At 68.6% G+C, this 21,093-nt stretch carries 23 protein-coding genes; 4 read left to right on the top strand and 19 right to left on the bottom strand.

Going from position 1 to position 21,093, the window contains the following annotated elements; genetic code table 11:
- Positions 1-95: 95 nt before the first annotated feature.
- From ccsA to Q8Q85_06675, 5 genes are all read right to left on the bottom strand, one after another.
- Positions 96-794, bottom strand: coding sequence for a cytochrome c biogenesis protein CcsA (gene ccsA, locus Q8Q85_06655; GenBank protein MDP3773932.1), 699 nt, complete (start codon positions 792-794; stop codon positions 96-98).
- On the bottom strand, positions 791-1,471 hold the full coding sequence (locus tag Q8Q85_06660) for a heme exporter protein CcmB (GenBank protein ID MDP3773933.1): 681 nt from the start codon (positions 1,469-1,471) through the stop codon (positions 791-793). The genes ccsA and Q8Q85_06660 overlap by 4 nt, the downstream gene beginning before the upstream one ends.
- Positions 1,464-2,213 carry a heme ABC exporter ATP-binding protein CcmA gene (gene ccmA / locus Q8Q85_06665; GenBank protein MDP3773934.1) on the bottom strand — a complete coding sequence of 250 codons (750 nt, stop codon included), beginning with the start codon at positions 2,211-2,213 and terminating at the stop codon, positions 1,464-1,466. The genes Q8Q85_06660 and ccmA overlap by 8 nt, the downstream gene beginning before the upstream one ends.
- A gap of 35 nt (positions 2,214-2,248) precedes the next feature.
- Positions 2,249-2,557, bottom strand: a complete 309-nt coding sequence (locus tag Q8Q85_06670; protein ID MDP3773935.1) for an STAS domain-containing protein — start codon at positions 2,555-2,557, stop codon at positions 2,249-2,251.
- A gap of 202 nt (positions 2,558-2,759) precedes the next feature.
- Entirely contained in the window at positions 2,760-2,966 is a 207-nt protein-coding gene (locus Q8Q85_06675) for a cold shock domain-containing protein (GenBank protein MDP3773936.1), read from the bottom strand.
- 161 nt (positions 2,967-3,127) lie between these two features.
- Between Q8Q85_06675 and acs the strand changes: the two genes are divergently transcribed.
- The gene (gene acs, locus Q8Q85_06680) at positions 3,128-5,092 is read left to right on the top strand and encodes an acetate--CoA ligase (protein MDP3773937.1); all 1,965 of its coding nucleotides are present in this window, start codon (positions 3,128-3,130) and stop codon (positions 5,090-5,092) included.
- 65 nt (positions 5,093-5,157) lie between these two features.
- Here the strand turns inward: acs and Q8Q85_06685 are convergent, their stop codons facing one another.
- The 3 genes from Q8Q85_06685 to Q8Q85_06695 are packed head-to-tail and all read right to left on the bottom strand — an operon-like array spanning position 5,158 to position 6,589.
- Positions 5,158-5,601, bottom strand: coding sequence for a vitamin K epoxide reductase family protein (locus Q8Q85_06685; GenBank protein ID MDP3773938.1), 444 nt, complete (start codon positions 5,599-5,601; stop codon positions 5,158-5,160).
- Positions 5,601-6,314 (bottom strand): DsbA family protein, encoded by a 714-nt coding sequence (locus Q8Q85_06690; protein MDP3773939.1) that lies wholly within the window; start codon positions 6,312-6,314, stop codon positions 5,601-5,603. Before Q8Q85_06690 ends, Q8Q85_06685 begins: the two co-directional genes overlap by 1 nt.
- Positions 6,293-6,589, bottom strand: a complete 297-nt coding sequence (locus Q8Q85_06695) for a hypothetical protein (protein MDP3773940.1) — start codon at positions 6,587-6,589, stop codon at positions 6,293-6,295. The genes Q8Q85_06690 and Q8Q85_06695 overlap by 22 nt, the downstream gene beginning before the upstream one ends.
- 63 nt (positions 6,590-6,652) lie before the next feature.
- Here Q8Q85_06695 and Q8Q85_06700 point away from each other — a divergent pair, with 63 nt between their 5' ends.
- Positions 6,653-7,852 (top strand): phospholipase D-like domain-containing protein, encoded by a 1,200-nt coding sequence (locus tag Q8Q85_06700; GenBank protein MDP3773941.1) that lies wholly within the window; start codon positions 6,653-6,655, stop codon positions 7,850-7,852.
- A 100-nt stretch (positions 7,853-7,952) separates the two neighbouring features.
- The gene (locus Q8Q85_06705) at positions 7,953-8,222 is read left to right on the top strand and encodes a hypothetical protein (GenBank protein ID MDP3773942.1); all 270 of its coding nucleotides are present in this window, start codon (positions 7,953-7,955) and stop codon (positions 8,220-8,222) included.
- A gap of 34 nt (positions 8,223-8,256) precedes the next feature.
- Here Q8Q85_06705 and Q8Q85_06710 read toward each other — a convergent pair whose 3' ends face one another.
- Genes Q8Q85_06710 through Q8Q85_06725 form a run of 4 tightly spaced genes read right to left on the bottom strand, consistent with a single transcriptional unit; the run spans position 8,257 to position 10,145 of the window.
- Positions 8,257-8,736, bottom strand: coding sequence for a hypothetical protein (locus Q8Q85_06710; GenBank protein MDP3773943.1), 480 nt, complete (start codon positions 8,734-8,736; stop codon positions 8,257-8,259).
- Entirely contained in the window at positions 8,714-9,124 is a 411-nt protein-coding gene (locus Q8Q85_06715) for an OsmC family protein (GenBank protein MDP3773944.1), read from the bottom strand. Before Q8Q85_06715 ends, Q8Q85_06710 begins: the two co-directional genes overlap by 23 nt.
- Positions 9,124-9,651, bottom strand: a complete 528-nt coding sequence (locus Q8Q85_06720) for a hypothetical protein (GenBank protein ID MDP3773945.1) — start codon at positions 9,649-9,651, stop codon at positions 9,124-9,126. Before Q8Q85_06720 ends, Q8Q85_06715 begins: the two co-directional genes overlap by 1 nt.
- Before the next feature lie 11 nt (positions 9,652-9,662).
- Complete coding sequence (locus Q8Q85_06725; GenBank protein ID MDP3773946.1) at positions 9,663-10,145, bottom strand: CDP-alcohol phosphatidyltransferase family protein; 483 nt, start codon at positions 10,143-10,145, stop codon at positions 9,663-9,665.
- 75 nt (positions 10,146-10,220) lie between these two features.
- On the opposite strand from Q8Q85_06725, the gene Q8Q85_06730 reads away from it, so the two are divergent.
- The gene (locus tag Q8Q85_06730; GenBank protein MDP3773947.1) at positions 10,221-10,679 is read left to right on the top strand and encodes a cyclic nucleotide-binding domain-containing protein; all 459 of its coding nucleotides are present in this window, start codon (positions 10,221-10,223) and stop codon (positions 10,677-10,679) included.
- Here Q8Q85_06730 and Q8Q85_06735 read toward each other — a convergent pair.
- From Q8Q85_06735 to Q8Q85_06765, 7 genes are all read right to left on the bottom strand, one after another.
- Positions 10,676-12,880 (bottom strand): acetate--CoA ligase family protein, encoded by a 2,205-nt coding sequence (locus Q8Q85_06735; protein MDP3773948.1) that lies wholly within the window; start codon positions 12,878-12,880, stop codon positions 10,676-10,678. The two genes, Q8Q85_06730 and Q8Q85_06735, sit on opposite strands and share 4 nt — an antisense overlap.
- Positions 12,877-13,998, bottom strand: coding sequence for a tetratricopeptide repeat protein (locus Q8Q85_06740; protein ID MDP3773949.1), 1,122 nt, complete (start codon positions 13,996-13,998; stop codon positions 12,877-12,879). Before Q8Q85_06740 ends, Q8Q85_06735 begins: the two co-directional genes overlap by 4 nt.
- 106 nt (positions 13,999-14,104) lie before the next feature.
- Positions 14,105-14,587: a MarR family transcriptional regulator gene (locus Q8Q85_06745; GenBank protein MDP3773950.1), complete on the bottom strand. Its 483-nt coding sequence runs from the start codon at positions 14,585-14,587 to the stop codon at positions 14,105-14,107.
- A gap of 59 nt (positions 14,588-14,646) precedes the next feature.
- The gene (locus Q8Q85_06750) at positions 14,647-15,768 is read right to left on the bottom strand and encodes a PPC domain-containing protein (protein ID MDP3773951.1); all 1,122 of its coding nucleotides are present in this window, start codon (positions 15,766-15,768) and stop codon (positions 14,647-14,649) included.
- 21 nt (positions 15,769-15,789) lie between these two features.
- Positions 15,790-17,622, bottom strand: coding sequence for a PPC domain-containing protein (locus tag Q8Q85_06755; GenBank protein MDP3773952.1), 1,833 nt, complete (start codon positions 17,620-17,622; stop codon positions 15,790-15,792).
- Between the two features lie 11 nt (positions 17,623-17,633).
- A complete protein-coding gene (locus tag Q8Q85_06760) occupies positions 17,634-19,466 on the bottom strand; it encodes an APC family permease (protein ID MDP3773953.1) in 1,833 nt (610 codons plus the stop codon).
- Positions 19,467-19,612: 146 nt separating this feature from the next.
- On the bottom strand, positions 19,613-21,093 hold a 1,481-nt coding region (locus Q8Q85_06765; GenBank protein ID MDP3773954.1), incomplete at its 5' end, for a S46 family peptidase.

A 21,093-nucleotide genomic window follows, 5' to 3' on the forward strand; every position in this document is an offset into this window, starting at 1 on the left:
CTCTCTTCAACTCCTTCGTCCGCCACCACAATGCCAGCGCATATCCCACGTACACCACCGCCGCCGCCACATACGCCGCGGTCATGTAGCCGCCGTTATCCGGCATCATCGGCCTCCGTGCGCGCGTCGGCCACGGTGGCCTGCGCGTAGCGGTGCGCGACCAGGCTGAAGAAGAAGATCGTGAAGACGCCGAGGGAGAAGAGCAGCGTGGCGAGCATGGCGCCCGGGAGCGTCGGGCCTCCAGGGTTCAGTACGACCGGCTTGGGATGGAGCGTCCGGAAGAGCAGCACGCTCACGTGGATGAACGGCACGAGGAGCGAACCCAGGATGCCGAGGACGGCCGAGTAGCGCGCCCGGCGCCCCGGCTCCTCTACCGCCCCTCGCAACACCAGATAGCCGAAGTAGATGAACCAGAGGAAGAGCGTGGATGTGAGCCGCGCGTCCCAGGTCCACCAGGTGCCCCAGATGGGCTTCGCCCAGATCGGCCCCGTCACCAGCACGACCGTCGTGAAGACCACGCCTACTTCGGCGGCGGAGGCGGCGAACCGGTCGAGGCGCGGGTCCCTGAGAAAGAGGTAGAGCGCGCTGCACACGCCCACGAGCCCGAAGGCCAGGAACGCCACCCACGCGCTCGGCACGTGGATGTAGAAGATCTTCTGCGCCGCACCCTGGGTGGCCTCGACCGGCGTCAGCGCGAGGGCCCGCACGTACCCGGCGGCCATCAACAACAAGCCGAGCCCCATGAAGGCGCCGCTGCGGCGGAGCGAACGCTCGGCTTTTTCGAGGGGCGTCATTCGTCCAACACGTACTCGAAGATGAGGAGACAGATCACGATGAAGACGATGTCGTACCCGACGAGCAACTTAAGCCACGCCGCCACCTCCGAGAAGGGACGCCCCCCGAAGAGCCGCGACGTGACCTGGACCGCGCTCGTGATCGGCGGCATCAGGAACGGAAGCATCAGCACCGGCAGCATGAGCTCGGCGAAGCGGGTATTCACGGCGATGGCGCTCATGAGCGTGCCGACCGCGACGAAGCCGAGCGAGGCGAGCGCGATGACCGCGCACAGCGGCCCGAGCACCGGCAGCAGAGGCATGTTGAAGAAGATGGCGAAGAGCGGCAGCGCTATGGCCTCGACCGTACCGACGAAGACCAGGTTCGCCAGCAGCTTGCCGAGGTACAGCGCCGTCCGGCTGGCCGGAGACAGCAGGAGACCGTCGAGCGCCCGGTTCTCGCGTTCGAGCGCGAAGGCGCGGTTGAGCCCGAGCAGGCCCGCGAAGCTGAAGGTGATCCAGAGGATGCCCGGGGCCATGTCCACCGTGCTCACCGCGGTCGGGTCGCGGGCGAAGTTGAAGATCGCCAGGACGATGGCCGTGAAGACCAGCGAAGAGAGGAATGCGGTGCGGCTGCGGAACTCGAGGAGCAGATCCTTCGCCGCGATCGCCCAGGCCGTCGCGAGCGTGTCAGGCACCGGCAGCCGTCGCCTGCGCGTAGCGCGCACGGTAGGATGCGGAGTCGCCGCTCCTGGCGGCGCACTCCACGAATCGGCCCGCGACCAGGATGGCGACGTGGGTCGCGAGCTCGAGTCCCTCGTCCAGGTTGTGGGTCACGAGCACCACGGTGCGGCGCTCGTCGCGAAGCCGGCCGAGCCGACCGCGAAGGGTGGCCGCCGCCTGCTGGTCCAGCCCGGTGAACGGTTCGTCCAGCAGCACGATCTCCGGGTCGTGCAGCAGCGCCCGCGCGATGGCCAGACGCTGGATCATGCCTCGGCTGAATCCAGCGACCGGGCTGGATGCCCGCTCCGCGAGACCCACGGTGCCCAGCGCCGTAGCAGCCGCAGCCCGGTGGTCCGGCAGGCCGTAGAGCCGGCCGTAGAACTCCAGGTTCTCCCTGGCGGTGAGGCCGTCGTAGAGGAGTGAGTGGTGTGAGATCATGCCGATGCGGCGGCGATGCCGAACGTCGCCCCGGACCAGGGGCACCCCTCCGACGATGACTTCGCCGTGGTCCGGACCGAGCAGACCGGCCAGTATTCGAAGCAGCGTCGTCTTCCCCGCTCCGTTGGGCCCGAAGACCGCCAGCGACTCGCCCGATTCGAGCGAGAAATCCACCCCACGGAGGGCGCGGATCCGGCCAAAGCTGCGCGCGAGGCCGCGCACCGCCAGCGCCACGGAGGTCCGCGTTGCTTCGCCGGTCTCGATTCGGGCCGCGGTCATCGTCGGGCCCTAATATAGCCGCAAGGAAGCCGCGACTACTCCTTCGCCTCGAGGTCGAACCGATCCTCGAGACGAGTCATCAGCAGAAGGAAGCGCACTTCCTCCGAGGCGCCGCGCAAGCAGATCGTCACCCGGCGCTCGGCTGCGCGGAGCTGTAGAAGTACCAAGGTCGAGAGCCCCATGCTGTCGATACCGTTGGTCCCGCTGAGGTCGATCACCAAGCGCCCCGCCGAGCCGCCAGCCGCCTGGGCGAGCACAGAAAGCTGCTGAAGCGCCTCCTCGTAGAAGGCGGCTCGGCTTTCTGTGCCGAGGAGCGTCGGAGCCCTGACCACCTGCTCGATCATGCGGGTAGCTAGAGAAGGAAAGGTGCCGTAACTGGCCCCCCACCACATAAAGCGTTTGTTGACAATCTGTTAGAGACATGGTAGTGACGCAGAGTACAACACACAGGCCTTGCGCTTCGCAAGTCTTAGGAAAGATGCGGGCCCCAAAACGAGTGGGGCCCGGGTTGCCCCGAGCCCCACTTCCGTCCGGCTCAAGCAGTCATCAGACTTTGGTGACGTTCGCGGCCTGGAGCCCCTTGGGGCCCTCGCGAACCTCGAACTCGACGTTGTCGTTTTCCTTGAGCGACTTGAAGCCATCCGCCTGGATCGCGGAGTAGTGGACGAACACATCCGGTCCGCCTTCGCGCTCGATGAAGCCGAACCCCTTCGCGTCGTTGAACCACTTGACCCGGCCGGTGATGCGAGACATACCTAACTCCTCTGACGGGTGGCACGTACGACGAATCCTCAGCCGCCTGCCGGAGCAGGCCTCTCTGAGATCCGTAAGAGCGCCCTAGCATATTATGCGCCATTTCCAAGCGCAAGAGTTGCTGCCACTTCGGTCGGCCAACCCATTCTGAGGTAGCACGGATGAGTGACACGCAGCGCCTCGACACCCTGCTCGACGAGTCCCGGCGATTCCCGCCCAGCGAGGCTTTCCGCTCCGCGGCGCATTGCAACTCCGAAGCGCCCTACGAGGAAGCCGCCGGGAACCGCGAGGCGTTCTGGACCAGGTGGGCGAGCGAGCTGCTCTGGTACCAGCGCTGGGACCGCGTGCTCGAGTGGACGCCGCCGCACGCCAAGTGGTTCGTCGGCGGCAAGCTGAACGCTTCCGCCAACTGCCTCGATCGCCACATCGGGACGGCGCGCCGCAACAAAGCCGCCCTGATCTGGGAGGGAGAGCCGGGCGAGCGTCGCACCCTGACCTACCGGGACCTGTATCGCGAGGTGAACAAGTTCGCCAACGTGCTCAAGCACCTCGGTGTGAAGCGCGGCGAAAGGGTCGCGATCTACCTGCCGATGGTGCCCGAAGTGGCGATCGCGATGCTGGCCTGCGCGCGGATCGGCGCGGTGCACTCCGTCGTCTTCGGCGGCTTCTCGGCCGAGAGCCTGCGCGACCGGATCAACGACGCCGGCGCCGTCGTCCTCGTCACCGCCGACGGTGGGTACCGGCGCGGTCAGGTGGTGCCGCTGAAGCGCAGCGCGGACGAAGCGCTCGAGGGGTGCCCCAGCATCAATCACGTGGTGGTCTTCCAGCGGCGGCTCGGGGCGCCGGGCGACGAGGCGTTCGTCCACATGCTGGATGGCCGCGATCACTGGTGGCACCAGTTGATGCAGGACGCCGCGCCCTACTGCGAGCCCGAGCACATGGACGCGGAGGACCTGCTCTTCATCCTCTACACGAGCGGCACCACCGGCAAGCCGAAGGGCATCGTCCACACGACGGGCGGCTACCTCACGCAGGTCACCGCGACGACCAAGCTGGTCTTCGACCTCAAGGACGAGGACGTCTTCTGGTGCACGGCCGACGTGGGCTGGGTGACCGGTCACTCCTACGTGGTGTACGGACCGCTCGCGCTGGGCGCGACGCAGGTCATGTACGAGGGTGCGCCCGACTGGCCCGAGAAGGACCGTTTATGGGAGATCGTCGAACGCTACGCCGTGACCGTTTTCTACACCGCGCCAACGGCGATCCGCGCCTTCATGAAGTGGGGCACGGAGTTCCCGGCCCGGCACGATCTTGCGTCGCTGCGCCTGCTCGGCACAGTCGGCGAGCCGATCAACCCGGAAGCGTGGATCTGGTATCACCACAACATCGGCGGGCAGCGCTGCCCCATCGTGGACACCTGGTGGCAGACCGAGACCGGCGGCATCATGATCACGCCGCTCCCCGGCGTCGTGCCGACGAAGCCTGGTTCGGCGACTCGGCCGTTCCCCGGCATCACGGCGGAGATCCTGGACGGCGCGGGAAAGACCATCCCGGTGGGCGGCGGGCTGCTGGCGATCACCACGCCCTGGCCCGGCATGCTGCGGACGATCTGGGGTGATGACGACCGCTATCGGCAGACCTACTGGTCAAAGTGGCCCGACATCTATTTCCCCGGCGACGGTGCCAAGCGGGACGAGGACGGCTACTTCTGGTTGCTGGGTCGCGTAGACGACGTGCTGAACGTCGCCGGCCACCGCCTCGGCACCATGGAAGTCGAGAGCGCGCTGGTGGATCACCCCTCCGTAGCGGAAGCCGCGGTGGTCGGCAGGAGCCACGAGCTCAAGGGTCAGGCGATCGTCGCGTTCGTGACGCTCAAGTCGGGCCACGCCGCGAGCGACGGGCTCAAGGACGACCTCAGGGCGCACGTCGCGAAGAAGATCGGCGCGCTGGCGCGGCCCGACGACATCCTCTTCTCCGCCGACCTCCCCAAGACGCGCTCGGGAAAGATCATGCGCCGCTTGCTTCGTGACATCGCCGAGGGACGGGCGTTGGGAGATACGACGACGCTGGCGGATGCGACGGTGGTCGAGAAGTTGAAGGTGGAGTACGAGGAGAAGGAGGGATAGGAAGGGAGCGGGGAGCGGTACCATTGGATGCTCGCCGCCGCGACGGAGCGCCGCGTCGGGCACCGTCAAGTACCGCTCCTCGCTCCCGGCTCCCCCGTCTTCAATCCGACCAGACTCGCCACGAAGATCGCGGTGATGAGCACCGCGGAGACGACGCACCACCGGCATATCGCGTGGATGCGGAAGAGCTCCAGATACTTCAGATAGATCGTGAACGCGACGCCAGCTCCGGAAAGCCTGACCAGCCAGCGCGTGGGCTCAGGCCGATTCTCCCATTTCTCCTGGAGTCCCAGCACGGCCACGCCCAACAGCGCGAGGTAGCCACCCACGCCGTACGCCGCTACCGGGATGCCGAGGAAGTCCCCCCACTGGCTGTTCTGTACGCGCTCGCAGGCCCCGCCGGCGCCGCACACCAGCGGCCCGGTGAAGCCGAGCTTGTAGAGCGTCAGGTAGATCGAGAGCAGGAGGCCGAGCAGCGCGAGGACGGCCACCGCCATGCGGTGCCGCATCAGCGCCTGACCGCTCCCGTCACCGCGGCGGGCGCTGGAGCCACCGGGGCGATCGAGTCCACGATGGCCTTGATCTGGTCATAGGTCGGCACGTCCTGGAGCTGCCGTCCGTTGACGAAGAAGGTCGGCGTGCTGTTCACACCGAGCGAATCGCCACGCTGCCTGTCGGCCTCGACTTCCGGCATCGCCCGCTGTGATTCCACGCAGGATCCGTACCGATCGGGATCGAGGCCGATGCGTTCGGCGTAGTCCCGGAACAAACCCGCGGGGCGGCGCGATTCCGACCAGTCGCCCTGGCCCTGGTAGATCGCGTCGTGCATCTCCCAGAACTTCCCCTGCTCGCGGGCGCACGCCGCCGCGAGGTGCGCCGGTCGCGTGTTGGGATGGCCGTCGAGCGGGAAGTGCATGAAGCGCCAGCGCACCCGGCCGGTGTTGATCAAGCGATCCCGGATGTCGGGCAGTTGCAGGACCGAGAACCGGGCGCAGAACGGGCACTGGAAATCGGAGTATTCCGCGATCTCGACCGGCGCGGAATCCGACCCGAGCACCACACCGCCGGGTCCGTTCAGGGCCGCGATCGGCGGCAGCAACGGGCTCGGCTGGCCCGCCGAGCCGCCCGACTGGCTGGTAGACCTCACGATCAACGTGACCCCGACCACAGCCATCACGCCCAACGCGATGTAGAAGTGCTTCAGCGACCGTCCGCCTGCCATGGATCCTCCCCATCCGTTTCCGGGTCGTCCGGCACCCAGCCGGCCGACGCTTCGCCCACGATCCGTCGGTGCTCGGCGGCCTCGGGCGGGTCGAAGGTCTGCCGGACCTCGTACTTGAACAGCTCGCTGCGCACGTTGCCCAGCTCGGCCAGCAGCGACGGCGTCTCGGCGAGCAGCCGGCCTTCGGAGTCGAGCACGACGATCCGCCGGGCTAGTGCTCTCAGCATTTCGACCAGCTTCACCGCGCGGGCAGGGTCGTACGTTTCCTCGGACACGCCACACCTTTCGTCCGGCCGCGCTCGCTTCGCGGGCGTCCGGCTCCTATCATCATACCCAAGGTGACGACGCTCGCCAACTCATCCCCGCGCCTGGCCTCGCCTCACGCGCTCCTCGATCTGGCCGCGATCGCCCAGGCGCCGCTCCGCTACGGCCACAAGGTGCGCATCCTGCGCGACGGCGCACTCGCCTTCCCCGCGATGATCGCCGCGATCCGTTTGGCGCGTCGCTCCATCTGCTTCGAGAACTTCATCATGGCGCACGACGGCACCGGCGAGACTTTCGCCGCCGCCCTCGAGCGGTCGCGCCGGCGCGGCGTACACGTCCGGGTGCTGTACGATCCTATCGGCACGATGTTGGTGCGCGGCGGACCGGTCGCGCGCCGCCTCCGCCATGCGGACATCGAGGCGCGGGCATTCCGGCCACTCTCGCCGGTGGCGCCGTGGAGTTGGCTCCGCCTCTGGCACCGCGACCACCGCAAGCTCCTGGTCGTGGACGAGTCCACGGCCGTCCTGGGCGGGATCTGCATCAGCGACCACTGGGCGCCCTCCGACCGGGGCGGGGGCGGCTGGCGCGACACCGCGGTGCTCGTCCGCGGCCCCGCCGTAGGCGATCTCCAGCTCGCGTTCGAGCGCATGTGGGGGCGCGCGCGCGGCTTGGTGCCGGGGTCGTCCGTCACCCAGGAGATCCAGATCGGCGCCGTCCCGCCCTCGAGGGGAGAGGCGGCGGTAATCGTGGTCGGCGACCGGCCCGGCACCCGCCGGGTCGCCGCGATCTACGAATGGCTCGCCGACCACGCCGAGGAGTCGCTCGAGCTGACGGACGCCTATTTCGTGGCGCCGACGGGAGTGTTGACCGCGCTCATCCGCGCCGCCCGCCGAGGCGTGCGAGTGCGGCTCCTCCTGCCGGGCCGCAACAACCACCCCGTCGCGGGGCTGGCGGCGCGGCGCATCTACGCCCCCCTGCTCGCTGCGGGAGCCGAGATCCACGAGTGGAACGGGGTGATGCTGCACGCCAAGACGGCCGTCGTGGACGGGGTGATCTCGCTCGTCGGCTCCAGCAATCTCGACCCGCTCTCGCTGAACCGGAACTACGAGCTGAACGTCCTCGTCGCCGATCCCGCGGTCGGGGCCCGGATGCGCGAACTGTTCGCGCAGGACCTGCGCGCCGCAGCCCTGGTGGACCCGGTCGCGTGGGGCGACCGACCGCTGCGCGCCAAGGTGGCGGAGGCCGCCGCGACCCTCTTTTCGCGGTACCTGTAAGACGGTCGAAAACCCCCCGGGTGAAAGAGTTGAACGCCGCGCCCCCCTCCGCTATATTCCCCCCGATAACGGCGCCCCGTTCGGCCACTTTGGAGGTGTGATGGCGAAGAAGCAGAATAGCCGCAAACCGTATGTGCCCACGACATTTGAGCAGGCCCGCGATGAGCTTTTCAGTCACATCCTTAGATGCGGTGTTCTCGAGGCAGCCGAAGCGCATCGGAAGGATTGGTTCGACGACACGATGGACTACCTGGCGGAGCGTTACGAAGCCCTGACGGACGCGGAGCTCACCGAGCTCCGGACCCTGGGCGAGCGCTACTGCCGGCCGGTCGTCGCGCGGCCTGAATCGGTTGCAGCAGGCGTGGCCTGACGGACGCAGGCATTCGCAAGTGGGCGCCCCGAGCCTAACGGCTTGGGGCGTTTTGTTTGCGCCACCTCATCCCGGCGGCCAGCCGTATCCCTCCTCCGACGCCCGCCTCGATGAACGTGCCGCGCCGGCCGGCCGGCGCGTTCTCCGCGCCAACGACCAGCAGCACGTAGGGGCGCGCCCTGCCACCTGACAGGGCGACTGAAACGCCCCCGCCGGCGTAGACCCCGTTGCCGGCCCGCCTCGAGGGGTCGAGCAGGAAGTGCCATGCGGCCTCTGCCCGGCCCACGAGGCCGCCATTCTCGTCCGATCCAAGCATCAGGGCGCCGCCGACGCGGGTCCTGCCCTGGTCGCGCCAAGCCAGGCCCGCCCCCGCCACACCGACCGCCGGCCTCGACCCGAATCCGGCGACACCGACCTGGGTTTCCCGCCACCCCTGCGCGACGACGCGGCCCGGCGAGACCAGGGCGACGGCCAGGAGTACGCTCCAGGCGCTAGGCCTGGAGCGCCAGCTCATACCGCACGGCGACGTCGGGCGCGAGGGAGTGGGCCACCGAGCAGTACTTCTCGAGCGAGAGCTCGATGGTATGCCGAGCCTGCGCCTCGGCGAGGCTCGGAGCGGCGATGTGATACGTGATCGTGATCGCCGTGTACCGCTCCGGGATCTCTTCCCGCCGCTCGCCGGCGACCTCGACCCGCAGCGAGCGCAGGTCCGCGCGCTTCTTCTTGAGGATCACCACGACGTCGCTGCCCGAGCAGGCGGCAAGCGCGAGGAGCAGGTTCTCCATGGGACCGGGCCCCGCCACGTTGTCGCCATCCAGCGTGATCGGCGCCTTCCCCGCCCCCTCGCCCCGGAACACGAGGTCGTGCTCCCAAGTCAGCTGCACCCGCTTGGTCTCGGCCATCAACGGCTCCCGGCGCCGCGAGTCGCGAGGCCTATCAGGAAGCGGTGGCGGTCGAGGCGGTCCAGAGCGTGGTACTCGAGCAGCCAGTTGAACGACGGCCGGAAGCGGAGCTCGAAGCCCATCACGATCGTCGGCCAGGTCTTCTCCGCCCCGCCCTCAGCCTTGAAGTACCCGATGCCCATCCCGACGTACGGGATGGCATCCGCCTGGTCCGGCTGGAAGCGATAGACGACCTCGAGGGCGAGGTGATCGGTGGTGGTCCTCCCGGCCCCGAACTCGAACGACGGCCGGAGGCGTACCATGGGGGACCAGAGCTCCGCGACGTCGAAGGTCGCTCCGAGGACGAGCGACCCGCCGCCCCTGACATCGGCGCCCGCGCGCGTGGAGAACCCGAGGAGGTCGAACCGGACCCCCGCGCCGCTCGACGGCGCGGCGCCGGCCGGCGGCTGGAACTCCTGGGCTCCGGCCGCTTGCGACGCGAGCGCAAGCGGAATGGCGAACCGGGCGAGCCGGACGGATCTGGTCATGCGAGATCTCCTCAGGAAGGCGATGCGTGACGGACCGCCAGGCGGCCGTAGTCGGCGATGGCGTAGAGCGCCATCGCGGCGGTGGCCCACGCCAGCGGCTCCAAGTACGGCGAACCCATCAGCCAGGCGAACAGGGTCAGGCTCTGGCCGGTGGTCACCATTTTGCCGCCGGCGCGCGCCGGGACGGTGAACGGCCGGCGCAGGGCGACGCTCGCCAGATACCCGAACGGCGCCAGAATGTCCCGCAGCAGCACGCCGGCGACCTCGAGCGGGGTGAGCCCGCCCGATAGGGCCAGCATCCCGAAGGCGGTGATCATGAACACCTTGTCCGTCACCGGATCGAGCGCTGCGCCGAGCTTCGACGGGCCCAGCCTGCGCGCGAGCCATCCGTCCAGGAGGTCGCTAGCCGCGGCGGCCGCGAGGACCAAGACCCGCACTTCCATCCGGCCGAACAGGGCGAACGCGACCGCCAGCGGCACTCGCGCGAGGGACACGAGGTTCGCGGCCGTAAGTGCCCTGCCGGCTTGGCCTTGCCGCTCTCCGGCGGGCGGGCTAACTTCTCGCATCGTATGGACCTCTCACTCCTCAAGCAGGCGGCCATCTTCGCGGACCTCGACGAGGGCGAGCTCGCGCGCGTGGCCGAGGTGTGCAAGGAGCAGAAGTTTCTTAGTGCGAAGACGATTTTCAAAGAGGGCGAGCCGAGCAACCGCCTCTACATAATCGCCGACGGCGACGTCCGGATCAGCCGGATCATCCCCGGCAGCGGCGAGGAGGCGCTCGCGGTCCTGAAGAAGGGGACCTGCTTCGGCGAGATGGGCATCTTCGACCAGTCCGAGCGCTCGACGGACGCCATCGCCAACACGGACTGCACCCTCCTCACGATCACCCGCTCCGACTTCGAGCTGCTGCTCGACTTCAACCGCGACATCGCCTACAAGGTGCTGTGGGCCGTGGTCCGGATGCTCTCGTCCCGGTTGCGCGCGACCAACGACAACCTGAGGTCGTTCCTCGCGATGTCGATGTTCTAGGTCGCCGGCGCGGCGACCTTGAAGCGCGCGTCCAGGGCCACCACCCGGTCCGGGAACGCCACCAGCGGGTTGACGTCCATCTCGACGATCGCTTCGTGGTCGCCGACCATCTGGGACACGCGCTGCACCATCTCCTCGAGCTGGACCAGGTCCACCGACGTCTCGCCCCGCACGCCTTCCAGCAGCGGGTAGCCCCGGATACTTCGCACCATCTCTCTCGCGTCAAGGTCGGTGACCGGATGCACGCGGAAGGTGACGTCCTTCAGGACCTCCACGAACAAGCCGCCCAGTCCGAACATCAGGAGGGGACCGGCCTTGACGTCGCGCGTGGAGCCGATGATCGTCTCGCGCCCGCCGGCGACCATCTTCTGGACGAGCACCGCCTCGACCTCGACGCCGGCCCGCTCCCGCACCCGCTCCCGCATGCGGACGTATCCGCTGCGCACCTCGGCCTCGCTCGCGATGCCGACGACGACGCCGCCCACGTCGCTCTTGTGGATGATCGCCTGACTCACTGCCTTGAGGACCACGGGGAAACCCATCGCCGCCGCTTCGCGCGCCGCCTCGTCCGCCGAACGCACTACCTTCCATGGCGCCGTCGGGATGCCGTACGCGTCGAGCATCGCGAGCGACTCGCCTTCGGTGAGTTTCTCTCGGCCCGCGCGCAGCGCCCCATCGATGATCGCGGTTGCGCCGTCCCGGTCCGCAGGGAAGTTCTGCACCGTGCCTTCGGGTCGCTCGAGCCACAGCCGATAGCGGTTCAGCGCGGCGAGGGCGCGCACCGCCGACTCTGGGAATACGTACCCGGGGATGCCGGCGTCCACGAGCTCTTTCAGCCCCGCCGGCACGCCGTTCCGCCCCAGCAGCACGGCGATCACCGGGATCTCCTTGCGGGTGGCCGCCGCCTCGCGGATCGCCACCGCGACGTCGCGCGCCTGGATGCCGAGCGGCGGGATCAGCGACGCGATGACGGCGTCGACGTTCGGGTCCTGAAGTACCAGCGTGATCACGGCGCGATAGGTGTCCGCCTTCGCGGAGGCGATGAGGTCAACCGGATTGCGGACCGTCGCCTCGTCGGGGACGCGCTCCCGGATGGCCCGCTGCGTCTCCGGCGAGAGCTCCACGACGCGCAGGCCCTGCGATTCGCACGCATCCGCGAGGATGATGGCCGGGCCGCCGGCGTTGCTGATGATCGCCACGCGATCGCCCTTGGGCATCGGCAGGCGTGGGAAGGCCATGGCGTAGTCGAACAGTTCCTCGACGGTCTGGGCGCGGATCACGCCGGATTGGTGCATCAGCACATCGGCCGCCAAGTCGGTGCCGGCCAGCGCCGCCGTATGCGACGACGCAGCCCGTGCTCCGGCCGCGGTGCGGCCCGCCTTCACGACGAAGATCGGCTTCTTGCGGGTCAGTGACTTCGCGATCCGGAAGAACCGCTTCGGGTTGCCGAAGCTCTCGAGGTACATGAGGATCGCGCCGACGTTCGGGTCGTCGGCCCAGTACTCGAGGAGGTCGTTGCCCGAGACGTCCGGCTTGTTGCCGACCGAGACGAACTGATGGACGCCGATGCCGAGCTCCTCGCCGTAGTCGAGGATGCTCTGGCCCATGGCGCCCGACTGGCTCACGATCGCCACGGAGCCGTGGGGTGGCATGGATGGCGCGAAGGTCGCAAGCATCGATACCGCGGGGTCGGTATTCAGCACTCCCATGCAGTTGGGCCCCACCATCCGCATCCCGTATCGCTTCACGATCTCCACCAGCTTCTGCTCTCGCGCGACCCCCTCACCGCCGACTTCGGCGAAGCCCGCGGTGATCACCACCAGTCCTTTCACGCCCTTCCGGCCGCACTCCTCCGCGACGTCGAGCACGAACTGTTTGCGCACCACGATGATCGCCAGGTCCACCGGGTCCGGGATGGCGCCGACCGAGGGGTAGGCCCTGATGGAATGGATCGAAGTGGCGTTGGGATTGACCGGGTAGACGGGCCCGTGGAAGCCCCAGCGCACCAGGTTGTCGAGAATCTGGAAGCCGATCGTGTCCGGCTGGCGTGATGCGCCGATGACCGCGATGGATCCCGGCTTGAGGATGGCGTCGAGCACGGGGTGAACGTAGCAGGGGGAGTGGGGAGTGGTACGTTCGGCACGCACTCGGCGGCGGACGAGCGAAACGTAGACCTTCGAGACGTCGACGAGCGCGATCACCGCACTATGCGCAGCAGTCCCGCGTCGGCGCTCCCGCGGATGAAGCTCTCCGCGTCGGTGGCCGGGATGGCGATGCCGGTGAGCTGTGACGCGCGCTGCGCCGCCCCGGCTAGGTACTCATCGATGGGCCGGCCGGCGAAGGTCGCATCGGCGTCGCGCATGCAGAGGACGATCTCCTCCCAGGTGCCGATGTAGGACGTGCCGTCGGGCGTCGCTATGCGATGGACCTCACCGGAGCGCGTGCGCTTGCGCATCTCCTGCAGCTCGGTGAGGAGGGTGCCGAAGAGCTCGAGCTGCGCCGGATCGCGCGAGCCGGTGCCGTCCGGGCCCGCCGCCTCGATCTCGGCTAGCAGCAGCTCGGTCGCGTCCGCCTCGCCGGCCAGGTCCGCCAACCGCACCAGCCAAGGACGCAGCTCAGGGTCGTCGTCGGGCAACCGGTAGATGGTCTTCTTGAGCTCGATGACCCTCCAGATGCCGAGCTCGTCCCAGTGTTCCTCCGGGTCGGACTTCTCGAACTCCGCCAGCGCTTCTTCCGACTGCCCCCGGTCATACAGCAGGTTCGCCAAGTAGACCCGCGCTTCCGAGTGGTCCGGATCGATCTCGAGCGCGCGCCGAAGCCAGCGGATCGAGTCCTTTTCCTGCGAGAGCCGGTGCGCCGCGTATCCGACGCAGGCGGAGGCCTCGGCGCTCTCCGCGTGGGCCCGGAGCGCCACGTCGAAGAAGCGACGCGCGTGATCGAGGTAACCGTCGCGGAAGAGCGCGCGACCCATCTGGAGTACGATGTCGAGGTCCTCGCCGAATCCCAGGGCGAGCACCCGATCGAAGCACGCGAGCCCCGACCTCCCTTCGCCCAGCTTGAGCAGCACCTCACCCATCCCCGCCAACGCGTCCTCGTGGTCCGGCTCGAGCGACAGCGCCGCGGCGAAGGTGCGCCGCGCCCAGGCATACTCCTCCCGCGCGAGGCGGGCGTAGCCCATCCCCACGTGGAGCTCGACGGCTTCGGGATAGATCAACAGACCTTCGCGGAGCACTTCGATCGCCTGGTCGTATTGCCCTTCGTTGTACAGCTGGTGCGCGCGTTCATCGAACTCGTCAGAGCTCCAGAACGGATCGGGCATCAGGAGGGGCTCCCGGGGAGGGTCGGCATATCATAAGGACTAACTGTCGCTGGGGCAAGAGGTTGCCTCACCGCCAAGAGTCCGCGCCTCGGCACGTCTGCCGGTCTCAAGGGTTCTTCTGCGTCGCCTTTCCCCACTTCTTGAGCAGGCGGGCGAGCGAATCCTGCTCGCGGGGGCTGAGCGTGCCCGCCGCCTCGGCCATGCGCGCTGCGTGCGAGGGGAAATGCAGGTCGAGGAGCGCCTCCCCTTTGGGCGTCAGGTGCGCGAGCACGACGCGGCGGTCCTCGGTCGAACGCTGGCGCCTCAGGTACCCGGCGCGCTCGAGCTGGTCCGCGACGTAGGTGATGTTGCCGCTCGTCACGAGGAGCTTCTCGCCGATGGAACACAGAGGGAGCGCTCCCCGGTGATAGAGCACCTCGAGCACGGCGAACTGCGCTTGAGTGAGGCCGTAACGGTGGATGTCGCGCGCCGAGACCCGGCTGACCGAAGCCGCGCACCGTGCCAGTGCCACCCACAGGTTCAGGGCGCGATCGGCAGCGCCGCCGTAGGAGCGGCGCCGGCCGCCGTTGGAGGGCTTGGCTGGCCTCATTTCAAGCTCAAAGTGTGCGAACGGGAGGGATGAGTCAACGCGGCGCGCGCGCTGGGAGCCTACGGCGTCACGCGCGCGGTGAGATGGTACCCGCCGGAGCGCGCTCCGGACCCGTAGGTGCCCACCACCATGCGGTAGAGCGTGCCGGCGGAGACCGGGTAGGTGATCAGCGCGTTGTTCCCTTCTCCACTGTCGTCGTCGTGGGTCAGCTCCGTGCCGGCCGAGTCCTGAAGCATGAGGTAGGGATCGAGGTCGGTGGACGTGAGGTCGACGGTGGCGGTGCCGGCGCGCGGGGCGCGGAACTGGTAGATGTCGGCGTAACTGCCGCTCGCGGTCGCGCTGTCTCCGGACTCGAGTTGCCCTTCGCGCGCTTCGCCTTCGGAGATCGACTGCACCGTGCCCGGATCGGCGAACTCGCCCGAGACGGCGGTGAGCGAGATGCGGTACGCGCCGACCCTGGGCTGGTCGCCGTAGGTGGTGGCGAACGCGGTGTATCGGCCGGGGGCCGGAGCGCGGACGTTGATGACCGCATCGCGGCCGTTCGCGTCGTCATTGGTCGCCACGACGCGGCCGTCGGGGCCGACCAGCATGAGATAGCTGTCCACGTCGGTGGATCTCATCTCGACCCGCACCCGCTCGTTGGCCTTGAGCTCGAAGGTCCAGCGGTCCTGGTAAGGGCCGTCCCCGGAGAACTCGTCGCCCGGCTCCAGCAGCCCGTCCTTGGTCTCTCCCACGGCGATGGACAGGGAGCTACCGGGGCTCGGCGCCTCAGGCGCCGGCCACTCGCTAACCGCCAGCGTGTAATCACCGCGCGCGGTCGACCCGAAGGATGTCGTTACGATCCGGTAGCTGCCGTTTCGCGGGAGGATCGTCCTGAGGCGCGCGTTATTATCGTCGCCGGAGTCGTCGTCGGAGCCGATCAGGAAGCCGTCGGCATCACGCACGTAGAGATACGCGTCGAACGAGGACGACGTCAGGTCGATCACCAGGCGCTGGCCGCGCTTGCCTCGCAGCGTCCACACCTGATAGGGGCCCTTGTTGCCTCGCATCATCGGGTCCCCATCGGAGAGCGCGCCGCTCGCGGACGAGCCCACCTTGATGCCGTGGACGGCCGGGCCGGAACTCCGGTTGCAGGCGAGGGCGAGCACGCACAACGGAATGAGCGGGAGGAGGCGGCGCATCTGGTCCCTCGCTTTCGTTTGTTAAGGCGTGTAGCGGATCGACAACCGGTACAGCCCCGTTTCGGGGTCTTCACCGTAGCTGTTGGCGCGGATGCGATAGGACGTGCCCGCCGTCACGCGCGTCGTTATCTGGGAATCGGTCCCGCTGCCGCCGTCGTCGTCGGTGCCGATCGGGTGCCCCTCGGCGTCCTGGACGATGAGGTACGCGTCGAAGTCGCCGGAGCGCAGGTCGATGACGACGTCTCCGGTACGGATGGCGAGGAAGGTGAAGACATCGGTGTAGGTGCTGTCTCCGGCGGTGCTGTCGCCGGCTTCCAGCCGCCCCACGACGGTCTCGCCTGGCCGGATCTCCTGGACCTGGCCCGCGCGGCCGACCGCGCCGCTCTGGGCGAGCGACAGCTCGTAGAAGCCGCTCGCCTCACGGTCGCCGTACCCGCGCGCCACGACGCGGTAGCGGCCGCTCTGCGCCAGGTGCGCGATGATGAACGAGTCCGTACCCTCGCCGAGGCCATCGTCGTTGTCCGCCACCTTGGTTCCGCGCGGGTCGCGAAGCTCGAGGAAGGTGTCGAACGCCCCCGAGCGCAGCTCGATCGTGACGTCCTGGCCGGTGCGGCCGTCGAATTCCCACCAGTCCTCGGTTCCGCCCTCGTCCCGCGCGCGGTCACCCGACTCGAGCCGACCGGCGAGCCGCTGCCCGTAGGCGATCCGGGCCGTCTGCCCGGCCGGGGCGACAGCGGTGCTGGAGGCGGAGAGCGCCAGCGTGTACCGCCCGCCGGTCCGGCTCTCCGAGTACGAGGACACCGCGATCGTATAGGTCCCGTTGTTGGGCAGGATCGTCATGATGCGGGAGTTGTTGCCGTCGCCGCCGTCGTCGTTGGAATCGAGCGGGGTCTGGCCGAACCTGAGCACGGCGTACGCATCGAACGCAGGCGACATCGCATCGATACGGATCACCTGGCCGGCACGACCCGTGAAAGTCCACCGGTCTTCCAGGCCCCGGGTGCCGTTGAGGTCTCCGGACTCGAGGCGGCCGTCCTTCGTTTCCCCGACCGCGATCGGGGCGGCGGTACCCGGATCCGCGAAGCTCCCCGTCTCCTCGGTCAGCGCGAGCCGGTACGCTCCGATGCTCGGGTTCTCGCCGTAGGTCGTCGCGACGATCGTGTAGCCGCCCGCGGTCGCGGTGCGCAAGCTCACCACCGCGTCCCGTCCCTCGAGCCCGTCGTCGTCGGACCCCACAACCTGTCCGTCGGGGCCGAGCACCATGAGGTAGCTGTCGAAGTCGGTGGAGCGCAATTCGACGCGGAGCCGCGCGCCCGCCCGGGCGTCTATCGTCCAGCGGTCCTGGAACGGTCCGTCGCCGCCGATGTCGTCCCCCGGCTCGAGCAACCCGTCCTTCGCTTCACCGGGGCGTATCGGCGCGACCGTTCCGGCCGGCGGCGCCTCCGGCGTTTCCCAGCCCCGCGCCTGGAGCGAGTAGCTCCCGCGGCCGTCCTCCCCGAAGGCCATCGCGACGATGCGGTAACGGCCGTCGCGCGGCAGGATGGCGTGGATGCGCGAGTTGTTGTCCTCACCGGAATCGTCGTCCGAGCCGACCACGTATCCCTCTTCATCCCGCAGCACCAGATACGGATCGAAGTCGTCGGACATGAGGTCGATGACGAGCTTCTGGCCCCGCCGGCCTTCCAGCGTCCACAGGTGGTATGGCGAGTGCCGGCTGCGGCCCACCGGGTCGCGGCTGGTCAGGGAATCGGTGACGGTCTGTCCGACGGTGATGGCGCGAGGACCCTGCGCGAGCGCCGGCGCGGCGATAAGCAAGGCGAGCAGGGAAAGGACACGGGCCGGCGGGCGGCGCATACGGGAATACCTCAGTCGAGGTGATAGGGGACGCTAACGACGATCTTCCCCTTGCGGAAGAGCAGCGCGCCCTTGATCAGCAGGGCGGTGTTGTTGTGCAGTAGCGCGTGCCACCACTTCTTCGGCACGATCTCCGGCAGCACGACCGTCACCAGCGCGCCGTGCGCCTCGTCCTTCGCCTCTTCATCCACCTGGTCGATGTACTGGAGCAGCGGCGCGATGACCGAGCGGTAGGGCGAATTGAGGAAGACGAGCGGCACGCCCACGTCCCACTCGTCCCACCGCGCCTGCATCTTCTCGCCGTCGTGCTCGTGCTCCGAGATGTACACGGCGCGGACGTCGTCCGAGATGGACAGCGCGTAGGTGAGGGCGCTCGCGACCCCGCGGTGGATGCCGGAGATCGGGACGATCACGGTATGCCGCAGCGGCCACACCGCCTGCCAGTTCTCCATCGAGAGCGCGCGCCCGAAGTCGCGGTAGTGCGCGTTCACCATCCGGAAGAACAGGATGAGCACCGGGATCACCACCACGACTATCCAGGCGCCCTCGGCGAACTTGCTGAAGGCGAAGATCAGCGTGACGACGCCCGTGGCCAGCGCGCCCACGCCGTTTATCGCCAGCCCGACCTGCCAGCGCGGCGCCCGCGAGGTCCACCAGCGTCGCACCATGCCGGCCTGCGAGAGCGTGAACGAGAGGAACACGCCGATAGCGTAGAGCGGGATGAGCGCGTGGGGGTTGCCGCCGAACACCGCTATCAGGCCGATGGCGAGCAGCGACAGGATGACGATGCCGTTGGAGTAGACCAGCCGGTCGCCGCGGTGCGCGAGCTGCCGGGGCAGGAAACGGTCTTCGGCCAGCACCGAGGCGAGCGAAGGGAAGCCGGCGAAACAGGTGTTCGCGGCGACCAGGAGGATCACAGCCGTGAACGTCTGCACCAGGTAGTAGGCCGGCCCGACGCCCAGCACCAGACGGCCTATCTGCGAGACCACGGTCTGGCCCGGGGCCGGGACGACGCCCATGGCGTGGGCCAGCGCCGTCGTGCCCATGAAGAGGATCGCAAGAGTGAGCCCGAGCATCGTCAGCGTGGCGACCGCGTTCTTCGCCGCCGGCTCCTTGAACGACGGCACGCCGTTCGCGATGGCCTCGACGCCGGTCATGGCCGTGCAGCCCGAGGAGAAGGCGCGGAGGATGAGGAACGCGGTGAGCGCCGGCGCCGTGGACGCCGCGGTCAGGACCGCCTCCGGGGCCGCGTGGGGGAGGGTGCCAGTAGCCCAGCGATAGAACCCCGTAGCCAGCAGCGTCAGTAGCGCGAGGATGAAGCCGTACGTCGGCATGGCGAACATTGCCGCCGACTCCCGAACGCCGCGCAGGTTCGCCAGCGCGACCGCCGAGACGCACACCGCCGCGAGGGCCACCCGGTGCTGGTAGAGCGCGGGGACGGCAGAAGTCACGGCGGCGACGCCCGCCGCCACGCTCACCGCCACCGTGAGGACGTAGTCCACGAGCAGCGCGGCGCCGGACACGAGCCCCGGTCCCACGCCGAGGTTGTCGTAGGCCACGGTGTAGGAACCGCCGCCGTTGGGGTAGGCGGGGATGACCTGGCGGTACGACGCCACCACTAGGATGAGCAGACCCACGATGACCGCGGCCACCGGGGTCGAGTACATGAGCGCCGCGACTCCGGCCGGCGCCAGAACGAGCAGGATCTCGTCGGTCGCATAAGCGACCGACGAGAGGGTGTTTGAAGAAAAAACGGCGAGCGCCGGAAGCCGCCCGATGCGTTCGCCATGCAGCAGGTGCGAGGCGAGGGGTCGTCCGACCAGGATGCGTTTCAGGTTTCGCAAGAAGCTCAACACGGGGCAGGATTCTCACCTCCCGCCACCGGACGCGCAACGGGCGGCCCGGATCAGCTCCGAACCGCCCGCAGTCCAACCTCAGTCAAGCCAGTGCCTTAAGGCGCGTTCGCGCGCCCGCGCGCCAGCGGGTTCAGCTACCTCCCCCCGGCCAGCTCGTCGGCGAGCGTGCCCGCATCGTACACCCGGCGCAGCGCCTCGAGGATGCCGCGCGAATCCACCCAGACCGACCGGTTCCGCGCCTCGGTGAACATGAAACGGGGCGGCAGGCTCTCGATATTGCCGTCGAAGATGAGACCCACCACCTCGCCGTTCCGGTTGATCACCGGGCTGCCGGAGTTCCCGCCGATGATGTCGTTGGTGGAGATCGCGTTGAACGGCGTCGCGAGGTTCAGTGAATCCCGGCGCTGCTGCCACCGCGCGGTCAGGTTCCATGGCGCCCGGCCGCCGAAGCCGGCCGAGCGGTCGTAGAGGCCGAAGAACGTGGTGTAAGGCTGCGCCTGCGTGCCGTTGTACGGATATCGCTTCACCTCCCCGTCCGAGATCCGGAGGCTGAAGGTGGCATCGGGCGCTACGCTGTTGCCGAAGACGGCGAGCAGGGCGCGCGCCACGCGCTCATCGCTCTGCGCTTCTTGGTTCAGGAGGTCGGTCCACTGGCGCTGGATGTCGCGCTCGAGCGGATCGATGGTCCGCGCGAGCACCACGAACGGATCCGTGGAGGCTGCTATGCGGGCGGCCCCGGCGGTGACGAGCGCGCGCCGCTGGTCCGCGGTGAGGATCTGCGATCCGGTCACCATGGCCCGCGCCGCGGCTTCAGGAGTGCGGGTGCCGAGGGCGGCGCGGCGCACCGGGTCGGCTTCAGGCAGCTCGCGCGCCATCTCGGTGAGGTACGCGGTGAGGAGCCGGATCTCGACGATCGTGTCGACCGGCGCCGCCGGGTAGAGAGCCCGCTCGAGGCCGGCGCGGTTCGCATCGCGATAGCGCGCGAGGCGCCCCGTGTCCGGCTTCGCCGACTCCACCGGCAGGCGCACGATGTCAGCCGCGTTCCCCAGCAACCGCGACCCATAGGCGCCGAAGGCGTAGTAGCGGCGGCGGGTGTCGAGCGCTCGCATCTGCCCCCGGATCCGCGCGATGACGTCCCACGCGTCGCCGTAGCGGCGGCGCAGATTGGGGTCGGCGTTCACCCGGTTCCTGAAGTTGCTCTCCCATTCGCGCTTGCGCGCCATCAGCTGCGGGTCCGCGAAGAAGCTGTTGTAACCCTGGACCGCCTTTTGCGTGTTCTCGGCACCGAACAGGGTGTTGCGGATGTCAGCGCCGCGTTCGCCGCCCAGGTCGAGGATCTGGTGGTACACGGAGATCTGGCGGGCCAGCTGCGCCAACTGCGCCGGGTACTGCACGTCGCGCAGGAACTCGAGCTGGCCCATGGTGTTGAGGCGGCCGGTGGAGCCCGGGTTTCCGGTTACGAAGACGAGGTCGCCTTCCGACGTGCCGTCACGGCTCCAGGCGAAATACTCCGTGTGCGCCGGCTCGTTGTTCACGTACGCGCGATAGATGGACAGGTCGAGGTCGTGGCGCGGATAGGTGAAGTTGTCCGGGTCCCCCCCGAAGAACGCCGTCT

This window comes from Gemmatimonadales bacterium, from assembly GCA_030697825.1.
Taxonomy (GTDB): domain Bacteria; phylum Gemmatimonadota; class Gemmatimonadetes; order Gemmatimonadales; family JACORV01; genus JACORV01.